General features: G+C 57.2%; 22 protein-coding genes. 4 read left to right on the top strand and 18 right to left on the bottom strand.

Features of this window, described 5'->3' with window-relative positions:
* Positions 1–5: 5 nt before the first annotated feature.
* From VFX97_00745 to VFX97_00760, 4 genes are all read left to right on the top strand, one after another.
* A complete protein-coding gene (locus tag VFX97_00745) occupies positions 6–3,983 on the top strand; it encodes a hypothetical protein (GenBank protein ID HEX5701726.1) in 3,978 nt (1,325 codons plus the stop codon).
* A 223-nt stretch (positions 3,984–4,206) separates the two neighbouring features.
* Positions 4,207–4,620: a hypothetical protein gene (locus VFX97_00750; GenBank protein ID HEX5701727.1), complete on the top strand. Its 414-nt coding sequence runs from the start codon at positions 4,207–4,209 to the stop codon at positions 4,618–4,620.
* 23 nt (positions 4,621–4,643) lie between these two features.
* Positions 4,644–5,651: a hypothetical protein gene (locus tag VFX97_00755; GenBank protein ID HEX5701728.1), complete on the top strand. Its 1,008-nt coding sequence runs from the start codon at positions 4,644–4,646 to the stop codon at positions 5,649–5,651.
* A gap of 160 nt (positions 5,652–5,811) precedes the next feature.
* Positions 5,812–7,002, top strand: a complete 1,191-nt coding sequence (locus VFX97_00760) for a hypothetical protein (protein HEX5701729.1) — start codon at positions 5,812–5,814, stop codon at positions 7,000–7,002.
* A 52-nt stretch (positions 7,003–7,054) separates the two neighbouring features.
* Here VFX97_00760 and VFX97_00765 read toward each other — a convergent pair whose 3' ends face one another.
* The 18 genes from VFX97_00765 to VFX97_00850 all read right to left on the bottom strand — a co-directional run bounded on the left by VFX97_00765 (position 7,055) and on the right by VFX97_00850 (position 26,657).
* Entirely contained in the window at positions 7,055–7,822 is a 768-nt protein-coding gene (locus tag VFX97_00765; protein HEX5701730.1) for a hypothetical protein, read from the bottom strand.
* A gap of 159 nt (positions 7,823–7,981) precedes the next feature.
* Positions 7,982–11,137, bottom strand: coding sequence for a carboxypeptidase regulatory-like domain-containing protein (locus VFX97_00770; protein HEX5701731.1), 3,156 nt, complete (start codon positions 11,135–11,137; stop codon positions 7,982–7,984).
* Between the two features lie 89 nt (positions 11,138–11,226).
* The gene (locus VFX97_00775) at positions 11,227–12,477 is read right to left on the bottom strand and encodes a hypothetical protein (protein HEX5701732.1); all 1,251 of its coding nucleotides are present in this window, start codon (positions 12,475–12,477) and stop codon (positions 11,227–11,229) included.
* A gap of 146 nt (positions 12,478–12,623) precedes the next feature.
* On the bottom strand, positions 12,624–13,022 hold the full coding sequence (locus VFX97_00780) for a hypothetical protein (GenBank protein HEX5701733.1): 399 nt from the start codon (positions 13,020–13,022) through the stop codon (positions 12,624–12,626).
* Positions 13,019–13,441, bottom strand: coding sequence for a hypothetical protein (locus tag VFX97_00785; GenBank protein HEX5701734.1), 423 nt, complete (start codon positions 13,439–13,441; stop codon positions 13,019–13,021). Before VFX97_00785 ends, VFX97_00780 begins: the two co-directional genes overlap by 4 nt.
* A gap of 108 nt (positions 13,442–13,549) precedes the next feature.
* On the bottom strand, positions 13,550–14,128 hold the full coding sequence (locus tag VFX97_00790; GenBank protein ID HEX5701735.1) for an RNA polymerase sigma factor: 579 nt from the start codon (positions 14,126–14,128) through the stop codon (positions 13,550–13,552).
* Positions 14,129–14,158: 30 nt separating this feature from the next.
* Complete coding sequence (locus tag VFX97_00795) at positions 14,159–15,124, bottom strand: polymer-forming cytoskeletal protein (protein ID HEX5701736.1); 966 nt, start codon at positions 15,122–15,124, stop codon at positions 14,159–14,161.
* A gap of 134 nt (positions 15,125–15,258) precedes the next feature.
* On the bottom strand, positions 15,259–15,843 hold the full coding sequence (locus VFX97_00800; protein HEX5701737.1) for an anti-sigma factor: 585 nt from the start codon (positions 15,841–15,843) through the stop codon (positions 15,259–15,261).
* A 14-nt stretch (positions 15,844–15,857) separates the two neighbouring features.
* Positions 15,858–16,457: a sigma-70 family RNA polymerase sigma factor gene (locus VFX97_00805; protein HEX5701738.1), complete on the bottom strand. Its 600-nt coding sequence runs from the start codon at positions 16,455–16,457 to the stop codon at positions 15,858–15,860.
* A 126-nt stretch (positions 16,458–16,583) separates the two neighbouring features.
* Complete coding sequence (locus tag VFX97_00810) at positions 16,584–17,504, bottom strand: hypothetical protein (protein HEX5701739.1); 921 nt, start codon at positions 17,502–17,504, stop codon at positions 16,584–16,586.
* Between the two features lie 86 nt (positions 17,505–17,590).
* A complete protein-coding gene (locus VFX97_00815) occupies positions 17,591–18,073 on the bottom strand; it encodes a prepilin-type N-terminal cleavage/methylation domain-containing protein (GenBank protein ID HEX5701740.1) in 483 nt (160 codons plus the stop codon).
* A complete protein-coding gene (locus tag VFX97_00820; protein HEX5701741.1) occupies positions 18,048–18,755 on the bottom strand; it encodes a prepilin-type N-terminal cleavage/methylation domain-containing protein in 708 nt (235 codons plus the stop codon). The genes VFX97_00815 and VFX97_00820 overlap by 26 nt, the downstream gene beginning before the upstream one ends.
* Before the next feature lie 3 nt (positions 18,756–18,758).
* Positions 18,759–21,536, bottom strand: coding sequence for a secretin N-terminal domain-containing protein (locus VFX97_00825; protein HEX5701742.1), 2,778 nt, complete (start codon positions 21,534–21,536; stop codon positions 18,759–18,761).
* Positions 21,537–21,729: 193 nt separating this feature from the next.
* Positions 21,730–23,451 (bottom strand): GspE/PulE family protein, encoded by a 1,722-nt coding sequence (locus VFX97_00830; GenBank protein HEX5701743.1) that lies wholly within the window; start codon positions 23,449–23,451, stop codon positions 21,730–21,732.
* Between the two features lie 2 nt (positions 23,452–23,453).
* Positions 23,454–24,689: a type II secretion system F family protein gene (locus tag VFX97_00835; protein ID HEX5701744.1), complete on the bottom strand. Its 1,236-nt coding sequence runs from the start codon at positions 24,687–24,689 to the stop codon at positions 23,454–23,456.
* A gap of 273 nt (positions 24,690–24,962) precedes the next feature.
* Positions 24,963–25,562, bottom strand: a complete 600-nt coding sequence (locus VFX97_00840; GenBank protein ID HEX5701745.1) for a periplasmic heavy metal sensor — start codon at positions 25,560–25,562, stop codon at positions 24,963–24,965.
* A gap of 20 nt (positions 25,563–25,582) precedes the next feature.
* On the bottom strand, positions 25,583–26,122 hold the full coding sequence (locus tag VFX97_00845; GenBank protein HEX5701746.1) for a hypothetical protein: 540 nt from the start codon (positions 26,120–26,122) through the stop codon (positions 25,583–25,585).
* Positions 26,085–26,657, bottom strand: coding sequence for a sigma-70 family RNA polymerase sigma factor (locus VFX97_00850; protein HEX5701747.1), 573 nt, complete (start codon positions 26,655–26,657; stop codon positions 26,085–26,087). Before VFX97_00850 ends, VFX97_00845 begins: the two co-directional genes overlap by 38 nt.
* Between the last annotated feature and the right edge of the window lie 16 nt (positions 26,658–26,673).

Consider the following 26,673-nt stretch of genomic DNA (forward strand, 5'->3'; position numbering starts at 1 on the left):
CTCAAATGAGAAAACAACCAGCGACCAGTTTCATAGCTAAGCGTCCCGGTAAGCTTGCTGTCCGGGCGTTGTTGCTGGTGTTGTTTTTTGGAGTCTGGTCTGTGAGCGCCGCCTACGCGGGGATCACCGTTCAACCAACGACATGGAACGTCATCGGTCTGGACAGCAACAACGTAAGCACCGGTCCGGCCGCGTACCCCGTGGGGGTGCGCGTTTGCAACACCGGGAGCGCACCCGTGACCAACGTTACCGGCAACTTTGTTTGGGACAGTTCCGATATCTATATCAATCTAAGCGGACCGAGCACCATTAACGTGCAAACCCTGGCGGCGGGCGCGTGTACCGATATCTATTTCACGGTGGCGGTCACGCGGAGCAGCGCTGCGTATGACAATTTTCGCAGGTACCACATAACGGTTACCGGCGACGGAGTGTCTTCCGTGACCACGCCGACGCCCCGGGAAATCTATGTGGAAAAGATCATTTCGCAGAATCGAAATTCCGTGAACTCGATCACCGGACCGACCACCGTCTATGTCGGTCAGACTTACCAGTACACAGTCAACGCCAGCACGGCCACCGGCGGATACGAGCAACTTCAGGCCTTTCTCGAGCTCCCGAATATAATCTTCCAGGTCCTATCAATTGCCACGACCTACACGGCGCCGAGCGGAGGTACTAATAACAAGTTTTATGCTGATGCTTGTGGTTGGGAAAATAATCCCCTCAGTGCCAACTATCGTGATTGTGTGGGCCCGGACCAGTACCCGGGCGGAAAAGCAGGCGGCAATGTAGTGACCACTTACACGGTCAAAGTCCTGTCGACGGGCACGACCACGGCGGGCACTGCAATTGTCGATTTCTCAGGCAGCAGTTATCACTACAACAGCGATTACGGAACCACGGTCATTTCCATCACGGCGCTTCCTCCACCGCTTACGTTGACCAAGATTGCGAATCCAACGAACCCGACCGCGGGAGCGACAGTTACTTACACGCTGCGGGTCACGAATAGCGGGTCGGCTAGTTACACGCTCACCGATTTTGTTGACACTCCGCCCACCAGCCCGGCGACGCCGACTTATGTTTCGGGCTCTTCAACTTTCAATGGCGCGTCGATTTCTAATCCGGTGGCGGCAGGTTCAACCCGGACATGGACCGGCAGTTTTGTAGTGCCGGGGGGGACCACCCGGGACCTTACCTATCAGATGGTGATGCCCAATACGCCGGGCACTTACGCCAATTCAGCGATCGCTCATGTAAACGAATTTCAGATCGATACCACCCAAAGCACCGCGGACAACGCTCCGGCGACCGCTTCGGTAACCATTGCCCCGCCGGACATGACAATTGCGAAGACCCACATCGGCAACTTCACGCAGGGACAAACCGGGGCGACTTACTCGATCACCGCGACCAATTCCGGATCTGCGCCGACCAGCGCGGCGGTTTCAGTGACTGATACCTTGCCGGCCGGTCTGACGGCTACTGCGATCAGCGGCACGGGCTGGACTTGCGTGTTGGGCACGTTGACGTGCACGCGCAGTGATGCGCTTGCTGCTGGAGCCAGCTATCCGGTGATCACGCTGACGGTCAACGTGGCCAACAATGCCGCTTCGAGTGTGACCAATTCGGTGGCAGTTTCAGGCGGAGGAGAAACCAACACCTCGAACAATACGGCTACGGATGCCACCACGATCACGCAGTTGCCTGACATGACGATTGCGAAGAGTCACAGCGGCAATTTCACCCAAGGCCAAACCGGCGCGACCTACACCCTTACCGCCACAAACTCAGGCTTCGCGGCCACCAGCGGAACTGTAACCGTGACTGACACTTTGCCTGCTGGCCTTACTGCAACAGCGATCAGCGGGACCGGTTGGACATGCGTGCTGGCCACGCTGACCTGTACCCGCGCCAACGCGCTGGCTGCCGGTGCAAGCTATCCAGTGATCACGGTAACGGTGAACGTGGCCAACAATGCTGCGGCCAGCGTCACCAACTCAGTGAGTGTTTCCGGGGGTGGACAAACGAATACGACTAATGACTCAGCAACTGATCCGACGACAATTAACCAGTTGCCTGACCTGACGATCGCCAAGAGTCACACGGGCAACTTTACCCAGGGACAGACCGGCGCGACCTACACCCTCACCGCGACTAACTCAGGTTTCGCAGCGACCAGCGGAACAGTAACCGTGACTGACACTTTGCCTACTGGCCTGACGGCGACTGCGATGAGCGGCACCGGTTGGACATGCGTGTTGGCCACCCTCACCTGCACCCGCAGTAACGCGCTGGCTGCAGGCGCAAGCTATCCGGTTATCACGTTGACGGTAAACGTGGCCAATAATGCGCCCGCGAGCGTGATTAACTCAGTCTCAGTGTCCGGCGGCGGCGAGAGTAATACGGCAAATAACACTGCGACCGACGCCACTACAATCAATCAACTTCCCGACTTAACCGTCGCCAAGAGCCACACCGGTAACTTCACTCAGGGCCAGACCGGCGCTACTTATTCCCTCACCGTTACTAATTCAGGTTCAGCCGCGACTACGGCGTTAGTTTCAGTCACGGACACGCTCCCAGCCGGATTGACGGCGACGGCGATCAGCGGCACCGGCTGGAGCTGCGTGCTGGGAACCTTAACTTGTACGCGCAATACCGTGCTTGCGGCCGGTGCGAGCTATCCAGTGATCACGGTAACGGTGAATGTGGCCAACAATGCTCCTGCAAGTGTTACCAACTCAGTGAGTGTTTCCGGGGGTGGGCAAACTAACACCAGCAATGACTCGGCGACTGATCCGACGACAATTAACCAGCTGCCCGACATGACGATTGCGAAGTCGCACACAGGAAACTTTACGCAGGGCCAGACCGGCGCGACCTACACCCTTACCGCCACTAACTCAGGCTTCGCGGCCACCAGCGGAACTGTAACCGTGACTGACACTTTGCCTGCTGGCCTTACTGCAACAGCGATCAGCGGCACCGGTTGGACATGCGTGTTGGCCACGCTCACCTGCACCCGCAGTAACGCACTGGCCGCAGGCGCAAGCTATCCGGCGATTACCCTGACCGTGAATGTCGCACTCAACGCCCCGTCAAGTGTAACCAACGCGGTTTCAGTGTCCGGTGGTGGCCAAACAAATACGACCAACGACACGGCGAGTGATCCGACGACCATCAATCAGGTTGCGGATTTAACGATCGTCAAATCGCACACTGGTAATTTCAGCCAGGGTCAGACGGGCGCGACCTACTCAATTACCGTGACGAATTCCGGCGCCGGGGCCACCAGCGGCGTTGTCACCGTTACTGATACTTTGCCGGCAGGCTTAACCGCGACCGCCATGGCGGGTACGGGCTGGAGCTGCGTGTTAGGTACTCTGACATGCACGCGCAGCGAAGCGTTGGCCGCCGGATCGAGTTATCCGGTAATCACTCTGACAGTAAACGTGGCCGCGAACGCACCCGCGAGCGTTACCAACACCGCGAGCGTTTCCGGTGGCGGTGAGGTCAACGCGTCGAACAACAGCGCCAGTGACCCGACCACCATCAACGCCAGCCCGCCAAACATCAGTCTGGTGAAGAGTGTCAGTCCGAGTGGCGTTCAAGTCCCCGGGACGGATCTCGCTTACACAGTTACTTATACAAACAGCGGGGGAATGGCAGCGCAAAGCTTCATCATCATCGATCCGAATCCCGCGAACGTGGATCCGCTCGAGCGAGTATTTAACAACGTCGATTTCAAAGTCGGTTCGATGACCAGCGCTCCCGGCACCAGCGGCCTCGTCGCCACTTTCTCGTATTCAAATGACGGAGGCACGACGTGGACCTACACGCCGGTGAGTGGCGGAGGCGGCGCGCCCGCAGGTTACGATCGAAACGTTACGAATATTCGCTGGAGCTTCGCCGGCAATCTCAGCCAGACATCACCCAACAACATCGGCAGTGTCGGTTTCACCGCGCGGATTCGCTAGCGTTAGCAAATCGCAGCCGATTCGTGGGAGTAATCGCGCGCCGGTACTTTGCCGGCCGTTACGACCGCAATGCGAATCCCCGCTATACTCAATTCAAGAAAAGTCGTGTAAAAATTGACATCCTTGGCAGGGAAGAGTCCTGGAGTCGATTAGACAGCCCCCGGAATTGCGAACTTGAAATCGCACTTGCCTGCCCGATTCTGACGTCATGCGGTTTTGATTTATGGGACGAGAACCTTGGGACCCGTCGTTAGCAGGTGAGGGCGGGTTTTGTGAAGATGTTTGGGCGCTGATCGGCAAACAGCTGCGTGACATCGGTGCGGTCCGAATTAGGGAAACGCGCGCGGGGAGCGGATTTGATGACACCGAGGTCTGCTTCTTCTCAGTGTCCGACAAGATCATCGCCATACCGTATTCTCCCCGAGACGGGTCGACTTGTTTCATTCGCGACGCGGAATCGGCAGATTTGTCGCAGTACGAGACATGGGACACCTTATGGCACGTCCTCGGGATGGACAGGCATCCGGATACGTTCGAAGGGCTGAATGAATACCTTGCGCAGTTTCCTACGGGTTTTCAGGAAATTATTGAGTTCACGGGAACTTGCCTGGTGAAATACTTTGCCAGCGTAAGGTGAGCAAATCACACTGCACACTTTTCATGAAACACTTCAAAGTAACTCATCTCCTTCTGAGCGTCTTATTGCTGAGTGCTCCGTCGACGTCGGCCTGTACCCGCGAAACCGGCGAACCCGGTTCCTCAGTACAGAATTATCAATGGCGACGTGTAATTGAGTCGGGCAAGGGTTGTTTTCAGGAGAGCGGTTGCGCGCCAGGCCAATGGGCCATGGCGCTTGTTCCCCTCGCCGCTTTCGACAAGCTGTTCATCATCGGTTGGAAAGAGGTTTGGTCTTCGGCGGACGGGATCAACTGGACCTCCCAGCCGAAGACTGATTGGGGCGAGCGACATGGGATGGTCCACGTCTTCTTCGACAACAAGATGTGGATGACGGGCGGGATGCAATCCTGGGACAAGTTCAAGAACGACGTGTGGTATTCGACCGACGGACGCGATTGGAAACTGGCAATGCCGCATGCGCCGTGGGCGCCGAGACGCAATCATCAGCTTCTGGTTTTTGATAACAAGATGTGGCTGATCGGCGGAGCCATGAGCTCAGGTCGATTGGATCAGACCCCGACGCAGTTTTTCAATGACGTATGGTCATCGACCGACGGAGTCAACTGGACGCAGGTGACGGCCCGCGCCGCTTGGGATGCGCGAGACGGACTCTTAGCATTTAGCTTCGGAAACAGGATATGGGTGATAGGCGGCGAAGGCCGGCGTGACGTCTGGTCTTCTGCGGACGGGAAAACATGGACGCAGGCCACAGCCGCCGCCGCTTGGACAGCGCGTCGGGGCAACGGCGGTTTGGTTTTCGACGGAAAGATGTGGATCTTCGGCGGCCTTGAGCGCAATGACGTGTGGTATTCGACCGACGGCCAAACATGGCAGACGGCTTTTGCTCACGCTCCCTGGACGACACGCAGCGCCGAGCATAGCGTGGTCTTCAACGGTAAGCTCTGGATTTATGGAGGCAAGACAGGCCGTCCTGATAGTTGGAAAGAATCAGGCGACGTTTGGATAATGTCGGCACCGCCCGCCCGCTAGCATGCCTTCCGCTGGATTAAACATAGTCGTCGCAGGCTGCGTCTACTTCATCGTTGGTGTGGTAGTCGGCGAATTAGCGAATTAATGCCGCGCAATCCGCAACGACGTTGTGCGGCCGACGCGCCAATTGCGGAAGCTCGAATGAGAGGAACCATAAGCCATGTTTCAAGGTGCTGAAGACTCCGCTACTAAGATTACCGTTGGTTGGATTGCTGTGATTGGCGCGATCGGCGCGGCACTAATCTCATTAATTGGAGCCGTCGTAAATGTCATTATCACCCGCAGGAGTCAAAAAGAGTCCGTAAGACTCCAACGCGAGATGAAGGCAGTCGATGCATTGCTCGCCGAGAAGAAGCAGGAATTCGACGTACAGATTGAGGTTAAGAGGCAATCTTTTCAGAAAGAACTTGAAGCAATTAGATCAGGCTTTGAGGATGAGAATGCTGAGAAAAGAGCGCGTAGGGACTACGAATATGAAGCGCGCCAACGCCTTTACAAAGAGATTGAGCCACTATTGTTCCAGTTAACTGAAAAAGGCGAAGATACGCTTTACCGTATATCCGGCCTCGCCGGCGAGTCTAAAAACGGAAATCTTACTTCGTCTGGAGGATGGCTTTCCGTCCCGGACCATTATTACACGATCTCAAATATGTATAAGTTCATTGCGCCGCTTACCTTTATTAAGCTCATGCAGCGAAAACTGACCGCGGTTGATCTCAGTCTAGTTCCGCAAATCAACGCGCTATACACAATTGCAAGATACCTATCGTGGTCTTTTACGGATGACTTTGTCGTAAGGAACCTCGCGAATTTGCCGTACGAGCCTAATCAGCCCGGGTGGAATAAATTTCGCGAAACAAATCCGAGTGTCTATTGGCGGCAAGGTATTCCGACCGGCAGGCTTGATAAAGTAGTTAGTCTTCTTATTAATGATACGACCGGACAATGTATGAGCTTCGGGGAATTTGAGGATCAGTGGAGAAGGATAGGCTCACCAATAAATGAAACATTTGAAATTGTCTTTGACTTATTCTGTGACTTTCACCCGAAGACCCGGCCAATCCTGTGGCGCATCCTGATCATCCAAGCGCATCTCTACTATGCTTTGATCCGCTACCGCGATCAAAAGCCTGTCATCGAAGAATCAACCAAACTAGTCATTCCGCTGAGGGCATCACAGGACCTAATCCGGAAAAACTTTGATTGGCGGCAAGCTAACGACCAGACAACCCCAGACCACGAAATATTTGTTCAGCCATTTGAAACGGCGGAAATATACCTGGCTGAGCGCCTTAAAGAGCTGTTCGACGGAGGTTCTCCTTCAGCTCGGGCAACCGGCCTCACACGATAGCTGCACCATCGCCGCCGCCTAACAATCGCCGGACCTGATTCCTCAATCGGACTTACTGAATTACAAACACATCATCGTTTAGCGGCTGGTTGATTTTCACTTCCTTAGCTTTGTATTCGGCAAAGTACGTGCCCTGGGTCGATTCTATACGCTGCGAAAAGCTCATAGCCACCAGCACGCCTTCGAATTCTTTGAACTTCGAGTGTTCGATGCCGAAGGTGTAACTGCCATACGGAATCAAGTACTGCGTAACGCGAGCCGTCGTGGGATCGATATAGAAGTCGGTGGTGTTGCCGGCGGAATCGACGATGCGAAATCCGCGCAGCTTCTTTTTGTCGGGCAAGCCAGAGACGGTAAAGCCGGGCTGATCATATTTAGCCAGGACGGGCATACCGAATCTATCTGCGGGCGGCATTTCCACACCGGGCATCGAACTGAACGATTGCTGCCCGTCGTAGATTTGCTTGAACTGGAAAACCGGCTCCGCATTTACGTCGAGCCGCATCTTTGGGCCCGCAGTTACCAGCGAAAACTTCCCGGGAAGCGCCCGCGCACTGTTCGGGGCGTAAAGATCAACGCTCCCGACCAGCCAAATATTCTTCACGTTCTTGAATTTGTCTCCACCCTGCGCGGCGAGGGCAGCGCGCGCCAGTTCGACTGGAGTGCTGTTGGCGTTAATTGCGGGGGGCGCCGGAATCGCCGCACTCGCATTAGAAGCTGAATTGCCGTTGCCTGCAGGCATGCTGCCGGCGCCCGCCTGCGCGAAGGCTACCGCAGTAGAAAAGAGAAGTAGGAACAGGCTTAACGTGAGTTTTTTCATTGTGACTCTCCTGAGAATGGCGAGATGGCTCTCGTCAGAACATTTGGCCTCGGGCAAAAAAGAATCCCGAAGCCTTTGATGAAACTTAAGGCTCCGGGATTTATTACGCCCACGCCAGGCGTAAGTTCAGAAATAAGTTGATCGGATTCGCCGCGGTCCCTAGAAATTGAATCTGAGATTGAGGGTGACCCTTCTGTTCCCGGCACCTGAACCGCCACCGCCAAATCCGCCAAATCCGCCAAAGAATGATAAGCCGAGCGACTGGCCAAAGTTGGGCGATGATATGTTTCCTTCGGGTTGTCGCAGATTCACATGATTGAACAGGTTCTGAATGCTTACCGATACGTTCAGCGAGTAGCGTCCGGGCGCACCGCCGCCACCGGGGCCACCCACCATCATGCCGCCGCCCGGAGGGCCACCGCCGCCGGGACCACGTTGGCCACCGCCGCCGGGCATTGACGGGCCGCTGCGACCGCCGCCACCACGTTGGCCGCCACCACCACCCGCCGAACCGCGGGGCGCAGATTCTCCGCCGAAGGTAAACGTGCGGCTCACATTAAGGTTGACCACGACCGAACCTGGACTCTGTCCATAGTTCCGGGGAATGAACACATTGTCTGTTCTTGTGTAGTCAAAAGCCGTGCAACGACTCGCGTTCTCGGTGCAAAACGCGTTCAGTTGCGCGAACGTGGGCCGCTCGTTAAAGGCCCGGTCCAGATTGAGATCCTGGCCGGTAGTAATGTTGAACGGCGGACCTGTGTTAGCAATGATGAACGGATTGAAGACGATTCCCCACCACCCTGGAGTAATCGTTCCGATCAGGGTGAAGCGATGCCGCACGTCTCCTGATGTGCGGCCGAACTCAGTCGAAAGATCGTACGAGTTCATCGGCAAACCCGTGGCGCCAAATCCATCCATGTCACCCTGCGCTTTGCTCAGGTTGTATGAGCCGTTCAGCGAGAGTCTCGGGTTCAAGCGGCTGTTAAAGCCAATGAACATCTGGCTCATGCGGAACTTGCCGCTTCCTTCGTACTGATAGATATCGCCGACGCCCGGTGTCGGCCGCGTCGTAAAGTTCGGCGGCAGCGGCGCGTTGATATCGCGCAGGCGAATGCCATGAGTCATGCGCATCGTGTACGCGCCGAGAAACATCGTCATGTTTCTGGGCAACTGACGTTCGACCTGGAGACCCATCAGATAAAGATTCGGCGTCTGAAGGTTCGGGTCCACCCGGTAGATGGTCTGCTGGGTGGCCGGAACTATCGCGAGCTGCGCGGTCGTGGGTACCACCGGGAAGTTGTTGAGTAAGCCAAATGCGGGATTTGCGGCCTGCTCCGCAGCTGTGGGTGGTCGCCCGGAGCCGTCGGGATTCCGGAAGATAAATTCAGGAACCGCATATTGAATTTGATTCGTGCCGTTGAAGCGATTTGCAAAAAGCGTCTGGCCTTCACTGAAGCGGTTGTAAAAAACGCCGATGCCGCCGCGGATGACCATTTGCGGCGGGCGGGTCGATTGAGCGCCGCCGCCGGGTGACCAGGCAAAGCCAAGGCGCGGCGCAAAATTGAACCTGCTGTCGGCGTTGGTCTGATACTCGTAACGTAGTCCGTAGCTGAGCGTAAAGTTGGGCCTGATCCGCCAATCATCCTGCACATAAACGGCCAGGTCAGTCTGTGAAACCGATGCCAACGGATTCCCCGTATTGATGCCGAACTGGGAAGCGCCCCCACCCAGGATGCGGATACACTGAGCCGCCGTCGCAGCGCCGCAATACGCCTGCTGCTGCGCAGTCAAACCCTGCGCAGAAATCAGCGCCGTCCGGCGATAACGTTCAATGCTGGTCAGGAAAGTGTTCGTGCCCGCTAATGGATTATTCGCCGCGTCAAACTCCGGGCCAAAGCCGCCGGTGAATGACCAACTGCCGCCGAAATTATTCGGACTGATATCGTCGATGTTTACATTGCGCACGCGCCCACCGAACTTAACGGTGTGCAAGCCCCTCTGCATCTGCGTAAAGTTGTTCAGTTCCCAACTGGTTCTCTCGTTCGATGCGAGGCCGATCTGCGAGCAGCTGGCGTCGGGAATGGCGCAACCGCCAAATGCCGAACTGACGGTGAGCACGGGAATGGTGTTATTGCCGAACGACTGGTTCCGGCTTCGCGAGAACTGAAAACGCGTCTCGTTAATCGTCGTCGCGTTCAGCACGGCAGTTTCCGTCAACTGTACGTTGTGATTAGTGTTCTCGCCATCGTAAGCGCGCACCGGCAGCGAGAAACCATTGCCTAAGCCAAGATTTTCACTGACGCTCCGATTAAAGTTGTAGCGCCCGATAAGAGTGTTCCGCTCGTTGATTGCGTATTCGAGGCGGATGCCTAAGTTGGTGCGGTCACGAGGCGACAGAATGGCAATACCAAATTCTGTCGGCGCGAAATTTGGATCGCTCACATTGAGGACCGTGGCGCGGATAAGATCGTTGTCTTCCTCTTCGTTCCGGTTGATGTCGAAAAAGAACGACATCTTGTTCTTAATAATTGGTCCGCTAACGTTGCCGCCGTACCGGCGGATCTGATATGGCGCCCGCTTGCTAGAGCTAACCGCGAACGGATTGCGCGAGTTCAAGCTTTCATCGGTAAAGCTGAAATTGGCGCCGCCGCGGAACTTGTCAGTGCCGGGACGGGTCAGAATATCGACACGACCTGAAGGCTGATCGTTTTCCGCCGCGAATGGATTCTGGTTAATACGAATCTCGCGAATGGATTCCTTCGGCGGCATGTTCGCGCCGGAAAAACCGTCGATGAAAATCTGGCCGCCGCCCGGACCGATCGAAGGGCCGGCCAGCGCCTGCAAGGCGGCCGCGAGCTCGTCCGGATCGTCCGGCAGCGCTTCCAGGTCCTTGCCGCTGATTACTTGTTGATTGGCGTTGTTGGCAGCGTCGGTATTAATCGGCGTGTCAGCCGCGACACTCACTTCGCTTTCAATCTCGGCGACTTTCAATGTGAGGGTGAGCGGATCGCGACGAGCAGTCGTGACTTCGACCTCAACCGGCTCAGACGCTGAGAAGCCGGCCGCTTCAGCGTGAATCATGTATTTGCCCGGCGTGAGGCCGTTGAATACATAACCGCCATCGGCGCCCGACTGGGCCGTTTTCGGCGCGCCGCCCGAAGCATCAGTAAGCGTTACCGTGGCGCCAACAATGACGGCGCCAACTTCGTCGTTGACCGAACCGCGCAAAGTTGCTCGCGTTTGCGCACTGGCAGTTGCGCAAATCGCCACTGTCAGAAGACATGCAGATATTAAAGTTAATAGTTTTCTAGTCATCATCAATTCTCTTTCAAAACTGCGAGCGCAGCGTAATCAAATGCGAGGGGGGCGCTCATTTCGTTCGCGTTGAGTTACTCGAAAAAACCTCACGGACCACCGCCGCCGAACATGCCGCCAAAGTTTCCTTGCAGATCAACGTTCGAGGGTCGAGGCTGCCCGCCGCCGCCGGCTGCCTGGCGTTGCGCCAGCATCGTCAGCAGCGGCTCAACACCGGTGACCATTGACACTGCCGTCAGGCGGGTTTGATCCGCGCCCGGCAGAGTGGACATGATGATCATGTCGCCAACTTTGATCTCGGTGATGGCAATCGTTGGGAGGCGCTCGATCATATCGGCCATGCTCGGTCCTCCGCCTCCGGCGGGCGGACCGCCCGGGCCTGCCGGGCCTCCACCACCAGGACGTTGTCCCGCGCCGGGCCCTTGAGGCTGTCCCTGCGGAGGCGCGGTGCCTCCGGCCGGTGGCGCGCCGCCTCCTGCCGGTGGACCTCCAGGACCTCCGGGGCCGCCACCCATCATTCCGGTGAAGCGACGCACGACAGTGTCAGGCTTGAGCACGATCGTCATCGGTTTCTTCGTTTGCAGATCGTTAATCGTAATCGTGTTCGTCGCCGGATCGACTGCGGTAACTGTTCCGCCGGCGATCTTGAATGTTCCGAACACCACTTCTTCCGGCGTCAAACGCAAACCGTCGGCGCTTTTGTCGCCGAGAGCGCGTAATTGATCGCCGACTTTCACCTCTTCAAAACTGCTCCGCTTCGCGTCGCTGTATTTAGGGATCGAATCAGGCGGGTAACGCAGAACTTTTGTCTTGTCGCTGATCGGAATGACAACCGACTGTGGTCCGCCCATCAACGCCCGGCTGGTGATCGTGACTTCTTTCGTCGTCGGGTTCGTGGAAGCGACAATGCCGCTGACGCCACGACGACGCCACTCCATCCGTTCCTTTTCCTGCTTCTGCGCGATATCGGATTGACTGACGACAACAATCTGTTGCGCCGGAACTGATTTGCGATCAGCTGCGACAAAACCGCGCGCGTAAATGCCGTCGCCAACCGTAATCTCAGTCAGCGAAGTCTTAATGGCTTTCGTGCGATCGGTTACGCCCGGGGGCATGCGGTCGAACGTCGTCTTTTCGCTGGTGTTAACCAACACCACCGAACCCGCGTCGGTCTTGATGGTCAATGTGCCTGCGGCCGCGTTCTTCTCGGTGACCTTGCCCCTCACACTCGTGGTTGTAATGGCCGGGTCGCCGGGTTGCTGGGGTGATATTGAAATGGCTTGCGCGGTCGCAAACGCGAAGACAACAAAAAGCCCAATGAATGAAAGTGTTCTTTTCACAATGTTCAGATTGCCCCCTGTGGAAGTAATCTCATCTACGCCCTAAACGTGTCGTTAGTTGCACAAATATCGAGGGAATAAGTCATTTGCCAGCCTCTGAAAAGACGCTCACCGGGCCGGGTTCATTAACATTCCATCGACTGTTCTTACCGTTTCTCTTCCGCCTTGTGCTCGGCGTCCTGCTGAGCCACAAGCGCGTCAAACTTTTTCTGCTGTTCTGTGTTCAGCAATGCGCGAATCTTTGCGCGGGCATTCAACCGCGGCGTTTCGAAACGCGGCCGCAGCTCCTCGCGCAGCGCGCGATAATCGTTGCGCGTCTGATCCAAAATCGTGCGCACGTCGGTGGCCTGCTGATCGGTGAGATTCAGCTCCTGCCGCATCTTCTCGAACCGTTGTTCATGCTTGCCGCGATCGCGCCCGTTGCGCCCCGCGCTCGCGCGCGAACGATACAGGCCGGTCAGCGCCGCGCCCGTGACTGAACCGAGCAGGAACACCGCCACCAGCACCAACCAAATCTTCAATGTCGTTCGACCTGTTAACGTCATTTTTTGTTCTCCCGATTGCTACGTTCCACCACAATGGTGAGCACGTCATCGCGCGACAAAATATTTTGGTTGAGGACTGCCTGCTCGATCCCGGGGTTAGTCGTATCGGAGAGCGCCTCTTCGAAAATGCCAAAGCCGACCGGCGTCGTGTTTGATTCCGCCGTCCAAATCGTCAGGCCGCCCGCCAGCATCGCAATCAAAGCCATCGCGGGGATCGCCCGCCAGGCGATTAGCGGCAACGATTGCCATCCGGTTGAAGGTTCGCGCCGCCCTTCGTCGATCCGGGCGCGAATGCGTGTGAACAGAAACGGGGCAGTCGAAGCTGCTTCAATTTCCTGCTCGTCAGCAGCCGCGGCGCGCAAAACCAGCTTGCCGAAGCGGTCAAGTTGCTCGTCGTTTTGGGGGTTCTTTCCAAACATGGTGCCTAATCTCCGCTTTTCCGTGCGTTTAGCTCCACAAACCAGAGACGACCAAGCCGCCCACGGGGTTACACGCAGTTATTGTTCTGGCCGCTAAAGGCGGCAAACCTACACAAACTTCTTCATGATCCGGCGCAAGTGCGCCCGGGCGCGATGCGCGCGCACCTTCACTTTCGAGATCGACCAGTTGGTCATCTCGGAAATTTCCGCCACCGAAAAACCCTCGACATCGAGCAGGGTGAGCACCAAACGGTCTTCCGCGCTCAAACGCGTGAGCAGCTTCAAAGCCAGATCGCGCGAAACGAGTGCGCCTTCAATGTCGCTGCGGGCGGAGCGAAGCTGGGTGGAAAAATCGTGCGTCTCGGTTTCCGTGAGATCGCCCAGCGACTGTTCTGAGCGGCGCCGCTGGCGGCGCAACTGGTCGTAACAGGCATTGACGGTGATCTGTGCGAGCCAAGCTTTGAATGATGCTTCGTGAGTTCCGTGATAAGTGTGCAGTGCGAGGTAAAGTTTCGTGAAGGTGTCCTGAATTATCTCTTCGATCTGTTCACGCTGCGCAAAGAAGCGTCCAGCGATGCGCCCCACCTGGCGACGATGACGATTGAAGAGCGTTTCGAACGCGGCCTCGTCACCGGTTCCCGCAGCAGCGACCAGCGCGTCATCTGTCGGTTGTTCGGCAGGATGCACAATCGTTTCTTCGCACGCGGTCGGTCGCGATCAAACCTTTGCCGACTCAGACTTCTTCCAACTGAGACGATAACGGGCCGTCAAGGCCAGGCCCAGACTAGTGACGAGCAAACCGCCGACGACAATCGGCCACACATACGGCAGAGAGGTCATGATCACCCAAAACGTGACGCCGATCAGCAACGTGACGGACTCAGATTTAAGTTTAGGAAAAAATCGGCGTTGTAACCAACGACCGGTGGCGGCCGAAATAACCGCGCGGCCGAAGAGCGTGGCCACGACCACCAGCAGAAACGCCAGCAGCGCCACGATCGCGCCAACTATTGAAGGCAGAATCAGTAAACAGAGAAACACACCCACGGTTATTGCAATCGAGCCCACCAGCCCGATGATGGCGACCCGCAAACTGGTCAGCTGCAGACGCGCGACCGCGCGACTGACGGTGTTCGGCATCGCGGCGGTGAGCGCCAAGGCAATGACGAACCAAAAGAGAATTGCCAGCAGCCGCATCCCGAAAAAGACTGCTGAGAACTGTGGCTGCAATAAGCTAAACGGCTCGCGCATCAGTCGCTTCAGCTGCTCTTCATAGCCGGCGTACATGATCGTCACGGATTTCGGGTCGCGGCCCTGCTCAGATTTGTCGTGATGATAAACGCCGCCGATGACAATCACGTCGCCGCCGATGCGCGAGCCCGTTCGCTGCACGACTGAGCCGCCGATCGACGCAACGTCGCCTTCGACTGTGCCCTCGACGATGACATCGCCGCCGAACGCGATGGCGCCTTCTTTCACCGTGCCGGTAATGCGAATCGATTGTCCCATGCCGAAGACGGTGCCCTTGTTGACGCCTTCAATGACGCGCGCATTGGGATCCGCGGGAGGGGGAAGTGCGGCGGTCTGAGCCTTGGCGAAGGTGAAGATTAACAATATGGCCGCGATGACAAAGGGGATCAGGCACGCGGGCCGGGCGTTAATTTGCCATCTGCCACTTGTCATCAGCCATTTGCCATTTGGGACTGACGGCCCGCCGGCGGATCTGACCGCGGCCTGAATCAATGGCAAAGGAAAAATGACAAATGGAAAATGGAAAATGAAATGAGGCGAAGTCATCGAATGGACGTGGCGGTCTCCTATTCGATGATTTGGGTGCGGTGATAACTGGCGATTAACCGAGGCAGCAGGAAAACTGAGCCAATGAAAACGAAAGCGATCAGAGCGCCAATGCCGTACGGGCTGGCCACGGCGGCCTGGCCAATCATGCGACCAATGATCGCGAAGCCCTCCGCGGCTTCCAGGACGGCTTGGGACAGAACTTCAAGTAAGCGGGCGACAATCCGCAAAGAATTGCGCGCCGGTTGCAGCACTAATGCTCCGGATGCGGCGCCCAGCAGTGCGAAAGCGGTGACCGCAAGCATCGCGCATAATTGCAGCGCCCGCCGTCGCTCGGATTTTTCACGCAGCCCGCGCAGGTTGTGTTCAGCATGCGTGGCCACCACGCGCGTGAAGTTTTCCGGAAGCTTAATACGTAACGAACTGCTGAACGCTGCATCGAGGGTGCATAGAAGTTGGCGCTGACTGCGCAGTTCTCCGGCGCAGTCCGAACACTCGTTTAGGTGTGCTTCGAAAGTTTCGAGCGCAACCCCACTCAACTCACCGTCAAGATAGGCGGCGATTTCTTCGCGCGGGCAAATGTCTTTGTCAGCCGTTAACGTCATCGAAACAGTTCCGGTTAGGCGGTCGTGATGCCCCTCTGTACCAGCAGATCACGCATCGCTTCCCGGGCCCGAAACAGCCGGTTCTTCACCGTGCCCAATGGCAGACCGGTAACTTCGGCAATCTCGTCATAGCTCAGATCATTTGAATGGCGCAGCACGATTAATTCGCGGTACGCCGTGGGCAGCATATGGACGACCGTTTCAATTTCCGAGCAGCGTTCGTTACGTTCGCTCTCTTGTTCCGGCGTCAGTCGCCGGCTGTCGATTGTGATTGCCGGCCGCTCGTCTTCGTTTGAACCAATGGTTGTCTCGCGCGCGGCGCCGCGCCGCAGATGATCGATCGCGGCGTTGTGGGCAATCTTGTAAATCCAGGTCGAAAACTTGAACTCCGAACGATAGCGGGACAACGAACCGTAAACTTTAATGAAGACTTCCTGCGTTAGATCGAGCGCCGCGTCGTAATCGCCGACCATGCGATAGACGTAGGCCGCAATCGGCCGCTGATAGCGGCGCACCAGTTCTTCAAACCCGGACTCGCGGCCGGCGAGCGCACTCAGCACAAGCTCGCTATCGGCCAACGCGTTCCAGTTCGCCACTGCCGTCGAAGTTCTCATTTGCAATTGCTTCGGGTTTACGTCTCGAGGAAAGCCAAAGTTTCAACGATGGGTCTCATTTGTCCCATAGGTCACATAGGACACATGGGACACATGGGACACATGGGACATGCGATTATCGGGACCTTACCACGCCATGCGCGCTAAGCCCGCCGGCCCGGCAACCAGATCGAAAGGCAAATCGCCGGGCACTGTCAGTCCGACGTCCGCCGCGCCCAGGGGCTGAAGTCTCACGCCTAACGTCTCTTCGGCAATTTCCGCAACGCGTTTTTTGTCGAGACGGTCGCCCATCACCAGCAATCGGCCTACTGTTCCGTCCCCGTTGGATCCCGACCGGTCGCGATAGAAAAGGAGGATGCGATGTAATTCGTCGTCACATTCCGCTGTTTCGCAGAAAACGCTACGCAGGGTCAGCGGCCGGTTGTTCCGCATGAGCACGGCCGTGAAGCCTTCGTCATGCGCGCTGAGCAGCAGTCCGTCTCCAGCGGCGCCGCCTCGTAGCCACTGCTCTTCGCCCACATGACGCGGCAGTACAAGTCCCATCTGCCACCCGAGCGCGGCAAACACAGATTCGTATTCCGCCAACACCGACAGCCGGACTCCCGTGACCAGATAGCGCGCCTGCTTTTGTTGATTGCCAGGTAGTTCCTCGCGGCCCAAACGCAGTTCAGAAAGCGGGGCGCCAAAGGCGCGCTCGATTTTCCATTCCAGAACCTCTTCAATTTCGCGGCGAGATCCGCCGGCCGCTTCAATCGTCAGAATTGCGGAGCGCGTCGTAGCTTCGGGCAGGGTGACTGACCATTTTCGCTGGCGCAACAATCCGGCGCTGGTCACCAGGTCCGACAAAGATTCGATCAGCGCCTCCGGCTCGGCAATATTGCTTTCATCAAAGCTGGCTTTGATCAGGTTCGCCGGAAGGTTCACCGTGGCGGCGCGCTTGAGTACAAATGAGCCGCGCGCGCGGTCAAGCTGCACTACTGATGCCGCACTGCTTTCAATGCCGACGGCCGCCGAGGGAAATCGTGGTTGGAGGAGTTTGTCCAGCATTTGTCAGTTGTCGGTTGTCATTTGTCAGTAGCTACTTCAGTCGTACGCATTCACGACTGACAACGGACGACTGACAACTGACGTTTTTACCATTGACTGTACGGCGTACCCTCGGTCGAAACCTCGGGAGACGTGCTGTGGATGTCGCGGATACCGCTGCCGCCTTCGCTGGAATAAGGGTCTTCGCCGACCTCGATATTCCAGTCTTTCTGTTCGGTGATCGGGTCGGTGGGAACTTCACGCATGTAGCCGGCACTGACGAGGTCGTCCAGCGACTGCGGCAGCTTTCCCTTGTCGGCCCCGTATTGATCGATGAGCGAGCGCATCCGGTAAAGATCGTCGCGCAGGACGGTTTCGCGCGCGTGCATGATCGTCTTGTGATATTGGGGCAGGGCCACCGCCGCCAGGATGATGATGATCGAAATTACGATCATCAGTTCCAGGAGGGTGAATCCGCGCTGCCGCGCGGCGGCAAAGAGCCAAGGGCGAAGGGCAAAGCGCTTCTCTCTACCCTTTCCCCTTTGCCCTTTGCCCTCTGCTCGCTTACCAGTCACGATACTTTGTTCCATTCAGCGCCGTGCCCTCAGATCTTGAACGAACATCGAAAACGTTCTCGCCTCCCCAACCATCACACGAGGTGTCGGCAGTATCGTAGGACGACCTAAGGCACCAGTCGGCCTTACCCGTCATTGGATCGACGGGGATGCGGCGCAGATAAATCTTGATCTTCGGAATCACTGAGTCCGGGCTGGCCGCATCGGTCGCGGAGACGCCCATTTGTCCCCGACGCCCCAGACCACCTGCCGTGATCGGCAATACATCGACGCCGTTGACCAGCGTTTCCAGATCGGGCGGATATCGATCCGGGTTATCGACGCCAAAGATTGTCTGGTCGCTAATGAAAACCCGGACGCGCGGGTCTCCGAAAATACTCGCCTGGTTTTGTGCTTGCGGCGGCCGCGGCGCTTGCTCCTGTTGGGCCGTACTGCCAGGTTGCATCGTTTGCATCTGAGCCCCGACTACACCTTCGCGGTGAAACTGGTCGAAGGCCTCGCGCATTTCGCGCAAATATGCGCGCAGTTCCTCCTCTTTCTGACGTTTGGCGGAAACCTGAACCAGAGGAATCACGCCGAGCGTCAGAATCGCCAACACGAAAACCGTGATCACCAACTCGATGAGGGTGAACCCGCGTTGCGGGAGTCGCGCGGCGCGCGTTGCCGGTCGAATGGAATGCCTGGTGCTGACCTTCATACGTTACGGCTTCACGGCTGCCGCCGCCGCCTTCACTGTCACTGTTGCCGGTGAAGCCACCTGCACTACCGAAGCGCTGCCGTCGGCAGTGACGATGTGGACACTCGCCAGATCGAAGGCGAGCGAGCTGTTGCCACCGGCGAGACCCTCAACTTCAAGATTGAGGAGCGCGCCTGCGCCCGAGATCGTGGCGCCGGCCGCCGGCGCAATCGACACGAGCAAGACGCCGCCCTCATTCTTCATGACGGAAATAGTCGCCCCGGTTTTCGCGTCGGTCAGAATCTTTCCAGCCGTGACGTTTGTGATTTTCAAAATGTTCGGATCAAACCGAAGCATCACGACCGCGACGCCCAGCGGCGCCGGCGAATTCAAATCAAGCGAGAGTTGACGCTTCTCGCCCACCGTGACCTCCGCTGTCTCAGAGGGGAATCCCAATTCGATGACGGCGGGCAGTGGGGCTGACTTCGCTGTCGCCTCAGTCACCGCCGGTTTCGGCGCGAGGTCTTCGACGGGCGCCGTCACATTTGCTTCGGTCTTTGCACTGGCCGACGTCGCAGTGACTTCAGTATTCGGCGTGACGACACTTTTGATTGCGGACGCCACGTCAAGTTTGTTTGTCTCAGTAGCCGGAGTTTGCGGCGCGAACGAAGCCGCTGCTTTCGGTTGCGGCATCGTCGAATCGTTTGCGGCCGGCGAATTTGTGCCGTTCACGACCGTCGCTTGATTTGTTGTCACTGCCGGCTCTGTCTTCGCGGCGCTGCCGTTATTCTGGGCAACGTTCGTTGTTTGGGTCGGCGTTGTTTGGGTGGGCGTTGTTTGTGTCGGCGTTGTTTGTGTCGCCGCCCCATTGTTGGCCGCTGCTTGCGTCTGTGTTTCAGCCCCGGCCGCCGGAACATACGCCGGCGCGTCAGGCAACTGAACATTCACTTCTTTTGGTATGCGGCGCGCCGCGAGTATCTGTTCTTCGCGATAGTTCTCGCGCAGCATTGCTTCAAGCGACCCGGTCGTCGGCGATTGCAGAGTACCGCTCGGTCGCATTTCTTCGTCACGCGGAGTCAGCGCCGGTGCACGCAGCACGCGTGGCGTGACCGCGATCACGATATCAACCCGACGATTGTTCCGCGTCGGCGAGGTGAACAGTCGTCCCACGATCGGGAGGCCGCCGAGGACAGGCAGTCCCGAACGCCCCTTTGTCTCAACGTCCTGCGAGACACTCGCCAGCAGCATGGTCCGATTGTTCTGCACGCGCGCAGTTCCGGTAATTGTCCGTTCAGTGAATGTCGGCGTCAGGGTGCTCGCACCGAGCACGTCCTTTGACTCGATGTTCATCTTCACTTGCACGTCCAGATTCGGAAACACCTGCGGCGTGAAGGTAAGCGTCAGTCCCGTCGGTTCATAGTTGATGACGGGAAAACCGCCTGACGGAAAGCCTCCCGTGCCGGGCTGAGGCGTGCCGGTCTGGACGCCGAACGGATAAGCCTGCGCCGTTTGCACGGGCACGCGTTGTCCGATGCGCGCCTTTGATTCTTCGCCGTTGAAGGCATGCACCTGCGTCGATGCAATTAGTTTCGTGTTGTCTTTCGATTGAAATGCGTGGAAGACAGACGACGGAATGACCAACGCCGCCGCCAGCGCGGTCGGTACTTGTCCGACAATGCTGCTGAGATTTACGCCTGGTTGAGAACTGTTTACCGCACCGGAACTACTGAGGACGCTGAGGCCGGGTGACCCGCCAAGGTTGAAGAGCCCGGGTCCGCCGATCTGATTGCCGAACTGCAGCAAATCGGACTGTGAGACTTCATAGATGTCCACGTCCATGACAACTTCCGCGCGATCTTTGTCGATACTCTGAATGAGTTCGCCGATTAGCCTCACGTTCTCAGCCGTATCGCGGACGGTCAAACTGTTCGTGTCCTTGTCGGCGACGACAATCATCGAAGGGCGTCCCACCGACGCCGGTAACGCCTGCCCGATGAGCGTCTTCACCTTTTCCGGATCGGCGTTCGAGATAAAGAACGTGCGCACAACTAACTGCTGATACTGCGGCCGACGCGCCTGGTCGGCGACGAGGATCGTGTGTCGATCCAGCTTTTGGAAGAACAAGCTCTCCTGCAAGAAGATGTAGTCCAGTGCTTTGGCAGTCGTGACGGGATGGTTCAGCACCATCTCAAGCGTCCGCGGTTGCGCGAAAGACTGTTTGTCGAAAACAACGTTCAGGCCCAACTGTTCGGCGAGCGTGCGAATGTAATGCTTCAGATCGCCGTTGAAGTTTCCCTGACGGATTTGTCCCGGCAGCGCAGACGGCGGCAATGGCTCTTCACCCGGCTTTGAGGCCCCGGCCGGCGTGCCACCGGTACCCTCCGTCGCGGTTCCGTTACTCTTGACCGCGCCGCCTTCTTTAACCTCCTGAAGACGCAGCATGCGCTCCATCTCAGACACAGCTAATTGATTTACCGGGTCGTAACCAAACGCCTGGCGAAACGCGTTGTAAGCTCCGATGTAGTCCCGCTGCTCTGCCAGTGCGCGTCCCTGCTGCATGAACATCTGCGACGCATTGAAGATCGCGCGCCGGTAATGAAGCTGAAACTCCGCGTTCGACGGATCAGACGCCAGCGCGAGCGTGTATTCCTGCGCCGCTTTGTCCCATTGCTGCGCTTGCTCGTGCTTCAGGCCGCGTTTGAAATGGTCCCGGCCCTTCTTGGCAAAGGCCGTCAACGGCACAACCAGCAGGCACAGGACGACAACAAGGGAAACAATCGGATTACGGGTCTGCGTTTTCATAAGTATTACCTTTCGGAGGTTTGGCTACCTTTGATGCCGGTTAGCCCCGGTTCACTGCTCGTTACACGCGAGCGGCACACACTCGGTTCCTCAATGACCGAAAAACTAGCGCAGTTTAACAGAAACTCGGAAGCTTTTTAAGAGATGGAAAGTGGAACAAGTTCTATTTTGGCGATTATTACGGGGAAAGGCTCTATCGCTGAGTGTTCAAATTCACCTCTTCGACGAATGTCACGCGATTGATTTCATGGAGAGTGGAAACACCGGTAAAGATCTTTTTCAGAGCCGATTCACGCAGGCTGGTGAGGCCTTCAGCCTCTGCCGCGCGCCGAACTTCCGAGCCGGGACGACGTTCCACGATCATCTCGCGGATGTTGTCACTCAAATCCAGCAGCTCGTGAATCGCGGTGCGGCCCCGATAGCCGGTGTGATTGCAGCTCTCGCATCCGGTATTCATATAGAACACTCGATTGCGATGCTCGTCCGGTTGCAGGCCCGATTCGATCAACTCAGTGTCCGAAGGGTGATAGGGACGCCGGCAGATCGTGCACAGGATGCGCACCAGCCGTTGCGCCAGAACACAGTTGAGTGACGAAACAAAGTTGTAAGGCTCGACCCCCATGTTCAGAAAGCGGCCGATGACGTCGATCACGTTGTTCGCGTGAACAGTCGTGAAAACCAGGTGGCCGGTCAGCGCGGACTGAATGGCGATCTGTGCCGTCTCTTCATCGCGGATTTCACCGACCATGATCTTGTCCGGATCGTGACGCAGAATCGAGCGCAAGCCGCGCGCGAAGGTCAGACCTTTCTTTTCATTCACCGGAATCTGCGTGATGCCGTGCAGTTGATATTCAACCGGATCTTCGATGGTGATGATCTTGTCTTCTTCATTGCGGATTTCGTTGAGCGCTGCGTACAGCGTCGTCGTTTTACCCGAACCGGTGGGTCCGGTTACCAGCACCATCCCGTACGGCTCAGCAATGTAGCGCCGGAACTTTCGCAAATCCTCCGGATCGAAACCGACCACGTCGAGATCGAGATTCTTAAAGGACTCATTGATCTGTTCCTTGTCCAGAATACGAATGACAGCGTCTTCGCCGTGTACCGTGGGCATGATCGAAACGCGGAAGTCCACGTTCCGGCCTTTGTAACGAACGCGGAAGCGGCCGTCCTGCGGCACGCGACGTTCGGCGATGTCGAGTTCCGACATGACCTTAATACGCGAGATCAATGTTTGGTGATAGGCGAGATCGATGGGATCGACTTTTTGATAAAGCGCGCCATCGATGCGGTACTTGACCTGCACTTCGGTGTCGCGCGTTTCGATATGAATATCCGAGGCGCGCGATTCCATCGCATTGTAGATGACCGTGTCGACCAGCTTGATGATCGGCGACATCTCGCTGTCGGTGGCGAGCCGATCGAGATCCAGAACCTCTTCACCCGCCTCAGTCTCGCGCACCAGCGAAATGCGAAAACCTGAGGCGGCCTCCTGCAGGACGCGTTGGGTCGCATCGCCTTTGCGCAGCACCACGTCGATTGCGCCTGCGGTCGCGACATGTGGAACCAGACGCGTTCTCAGCGCTCCGGCGAGATCATCCAGCCGATCCAAATCCGTCGGATCGGCCATCGCGATGTGCAGCTTTCCGTTCTCACGTCGCAGCGGCACAAACTGGTTGCGCACCATCAGATCGACGGGAATTTCGCTCAAAAGGGCATAATCGATGGGTGACTCGCCGTCCTGCGGCAGCAGGTTCACGAAGGGCAGGCGATAACGCCGGGCGAGGTCCTTCGCCTGGCGCACTTCCGGTGGCTCGATGGCTTGCGGGAGGTCGTCGTCAGCCGGCGCGCCCCCGTTGTTTGGGACAGGGTCCGTGACGGTCTTTTCGGTCTGTTCTTCAGAAAACTGCTTCATATTTACCGCTTTATCATTGGGCCGCCGGAGATCGATTCGATAATCGGGAGATAGATCGCCAACAGAATCACCACTACGATGCCGCCCATCAAGACAAGGATCGCAGGCTCAAGTGTGGTCGTCAACTGCTCTAATTTCACTTCTGCTTCGGCGTCATAGAAGGTTGCGACCTCATCGAGCATCTCGCGCAAGCTGCCCGATCGCTCGCCGATTCCGATCATGTCGATCGCCAGAGCGGGCAGCCATCCGGCTGATTCCAGGCTTTCCGTGAACGATTGACCTTCGCGAATCATCGGCAAAATCGCCGAGCTGCGCCGGCGCAATTCGAGATTTGTGATCGATTCAGCCGCGATCTCCCATGACTCAACCAGCGTGATGCCGCCGGCGAGCAGGGTGGCGAGCGATCGCGCGGCCTGGGCCACAGACAATTGCACCAGCAACTTCCCTGCGATGGGAATCTTCAACTTCAGCCGATCGATCGTCAGTCTTCCGCCGAGCGTACGCGACCAGATGCCGATACCGACTGCGCTGACGATCACAAGCGGCGCCAGCCAGAAAATATTTCCGGTCAGCCAGCCGGAGAGGGTCAGCACGACCTGCGTTATGAATGGCAATTTTCCACCAAAGCCCGCGAACAAATCGGACATTTTGGGGACCACATACACAATCAGAAACACAACCATGCTAAGCGACGCGAGCAGCAGAAACAGCGGATACGCCAACGCGCCGCGAATCTTTCGACGCAGGGCGACGGACCGTCGCATGTAGTTCACGTACCGCGACAAAACTTCGTCCAACGCGCCCGAACGTTCGCCGGCAAGAATCGACGCGGTGTAGATCCGGGGGAAGATTGGGCCTTGCGCCGCGAATGCCTGAGAGAGGGCCGCGCCGCCGCGAATTGCGTCTTCGACAGCCTCAAGCACGGCGCGCAGCCGCACCGAAGTAGCGCGGCGTCGCAACATGGAAATCGCCTGGAGGATAGGAATGCCCGCGCGCAACAGGGCTGCGAGTTGTTGATTGAAAAGCAGAAAGTCGTTGGCCTTAACCTTAGTGCGACCACTTCCGCCACTGACTCTCGTGAATGTGGTTGCGCCTTCCACTTTCGGAGGAGTGATGTGGAAGACTTTGAAGCCTTCGCGCTCGAGCCGCGCGCGTGCTTCATGTACAGCCGACGCCTCAATTGTGCGCGTGACGATCTCGCCCGCCGGAGTTCCTAAACGACAAACAAATTCAGCCATTGCGGTCGGAGTATATCAGGTTCATTTGCGCGTGCGTCAGCGATGACCCAGCGTGTTCAAGAACGCGCGACGGGACGAATTGTTTCGGAAATCGAAGCGCAGTCAGAACCACCGGCGTTAGCAGGTGGTTGAATTCAATCACAGCAGAGTACGAAAACAACCACCCCGCTACTCCCGACGCGCGTCGGGATTCTGACCGCCCTTAAAAAATGAAACCCGCGAGAACCGAACACGTCGTCGGATCTCGCGGGCTGGTTTGAACGTCTGATTGCCTTAGAAGTTTGGTTGTGGTGGTCGCGGCGGTCCGCCTCCCGGACCCATCCCCGGTCCACCCGGCCGGCGGACACCTGGGCTGTCACCCGGTCCATGGCCCGGTCCGTGTCCCGGACCCATTCCGCGCGGCCCGGGATCGCGAACACGTCGCAGGCTGTGTAGTTTCTGCTGCTGCTCAGGCGTCAGATTGTTTTTGATCTTGATCGCCAGTTCCATGTGCAGGCGTTTTATCTCGCGTTCAGTCTCGAGCACTCGATCGAGCTGGGCCAGCGCCTGTTGTTCATTGACCTGGCTCGCTTTCATGGTTTCGTGCAGCACTTCCATCGCGTCGTGCAATTGCCACTGCAAATCGTTGAAGCGGGCCGAGGTCTTGCCGATCTCAGTCCGCATGTACGTCTTCTGCTGATCGGTCAGACCCAACTCGCGCTGGTTCTGCATGACCATCTCCGGCGGAAACATGCTGCCAAACGGGTCGTGCATCGGCTTTGGTGTGCGCGGTTGCGATGGTTCCGGTTGCTGCGGCGGTTCCTGTGCGATAGCCGGAACCACGCTCAAAGCGAAAGCCGCGGCTACGATCAGAAGTCCCAATACTTTCTTCATCAAGTCTCTCCTTTAGAAAACTAGTTCGGGCGGTTCGGCAGGAACGATTGCAGCCCGTTCGCGTTTTCGTTCAATTGCGGCAGGGAACTAAACAGTTCGTCACTCGACGAACTCAACAAAGCCGCAGTCGGCGACTGCCAATCGGAAATCGCTTTTGCCTCGCGCGTCAGCTTGCGGTTCACGGCAAGCTGAATTGAGTTTCGCCGCGCGGTCGTTCGGTTACGACGCGCAGTCGTGTTCTCTTTCGTCGGTGTTGTCGCAGGAATTCCGGCTGGGACAGTTGGCGGCACTGTCGATTTTTCTGTGTTAGGCGCAACCGGTATCCCGATGCGCACGATGGCCGGTTGTGTCTCCGGTCGGTATCGCGACCAAACTGCAAGCGAAATGACGGCGCAAACCAGCAGCGCGGCCGCGGCGACAAACGCCGGATTGAAGACGAAAGCGCGCCGGGCCGCCGGCGTCGCGCGATTCCACACGCGCGCGAATCGCGGCGCGGCTTCTTCGTCCGCCGTCTTCAGCTCGCTAAACAGCGCTTGGAGTTTCTTTTCTTCGCCAGACAATTCCATTTTCCGTTTCCGTTCCGCTTAGCCATTCGCGCAAGTGTTTCTTGCCACGCTCATAATGTTGCCGCGCGCTGCCAATGGAAATTCCCATGATGACCGCGGCTTCACTCAAACTCATGTCTTCGTAGAACGCCAGGTGCAGCACTTCGCGTTGTCGCGGCGGCAATTTGGCCAGCGCGGCCCTAAACTGTTTCTGAATTTGGGAGGTTTCAAAAGCCGCGCCAGGCGCATCGACCAACGGCGCATCGTCGCGCTTTTCCAGGCCGCCGATGAACACCAGATTCCGCAAAAGCTTCTTCCGATACTCGCCGATCGCTGTCTTGCGAATCACCGCGAAGAGCCATGTCTTCAAGCTCGACTCGCCGCGGAATTTCGCTTTACCTTCCAGAATTTTCAAATAGACCGTCTGCAAGACTTCCTCGGCTTCGGCGTGGTCGCGACGGCAGCAACTCAAGGCCCAGCCGAAACTGGCGCTATGCAATTTTTCGAGCTCATCCTGGAGCTCAACCATGTCGTTCTGCTGTGTTTTCACGGTATAGCGCCGTGTT

Source organism: Pyrinomonadaceae bacterium, from assembly GCA_036277115.1.
Lineage (GTDB): Bacteria > Acidobacteriota > Blastocatellia > Pyrinomonadales > Pyrinomonadaceae > UBA11740.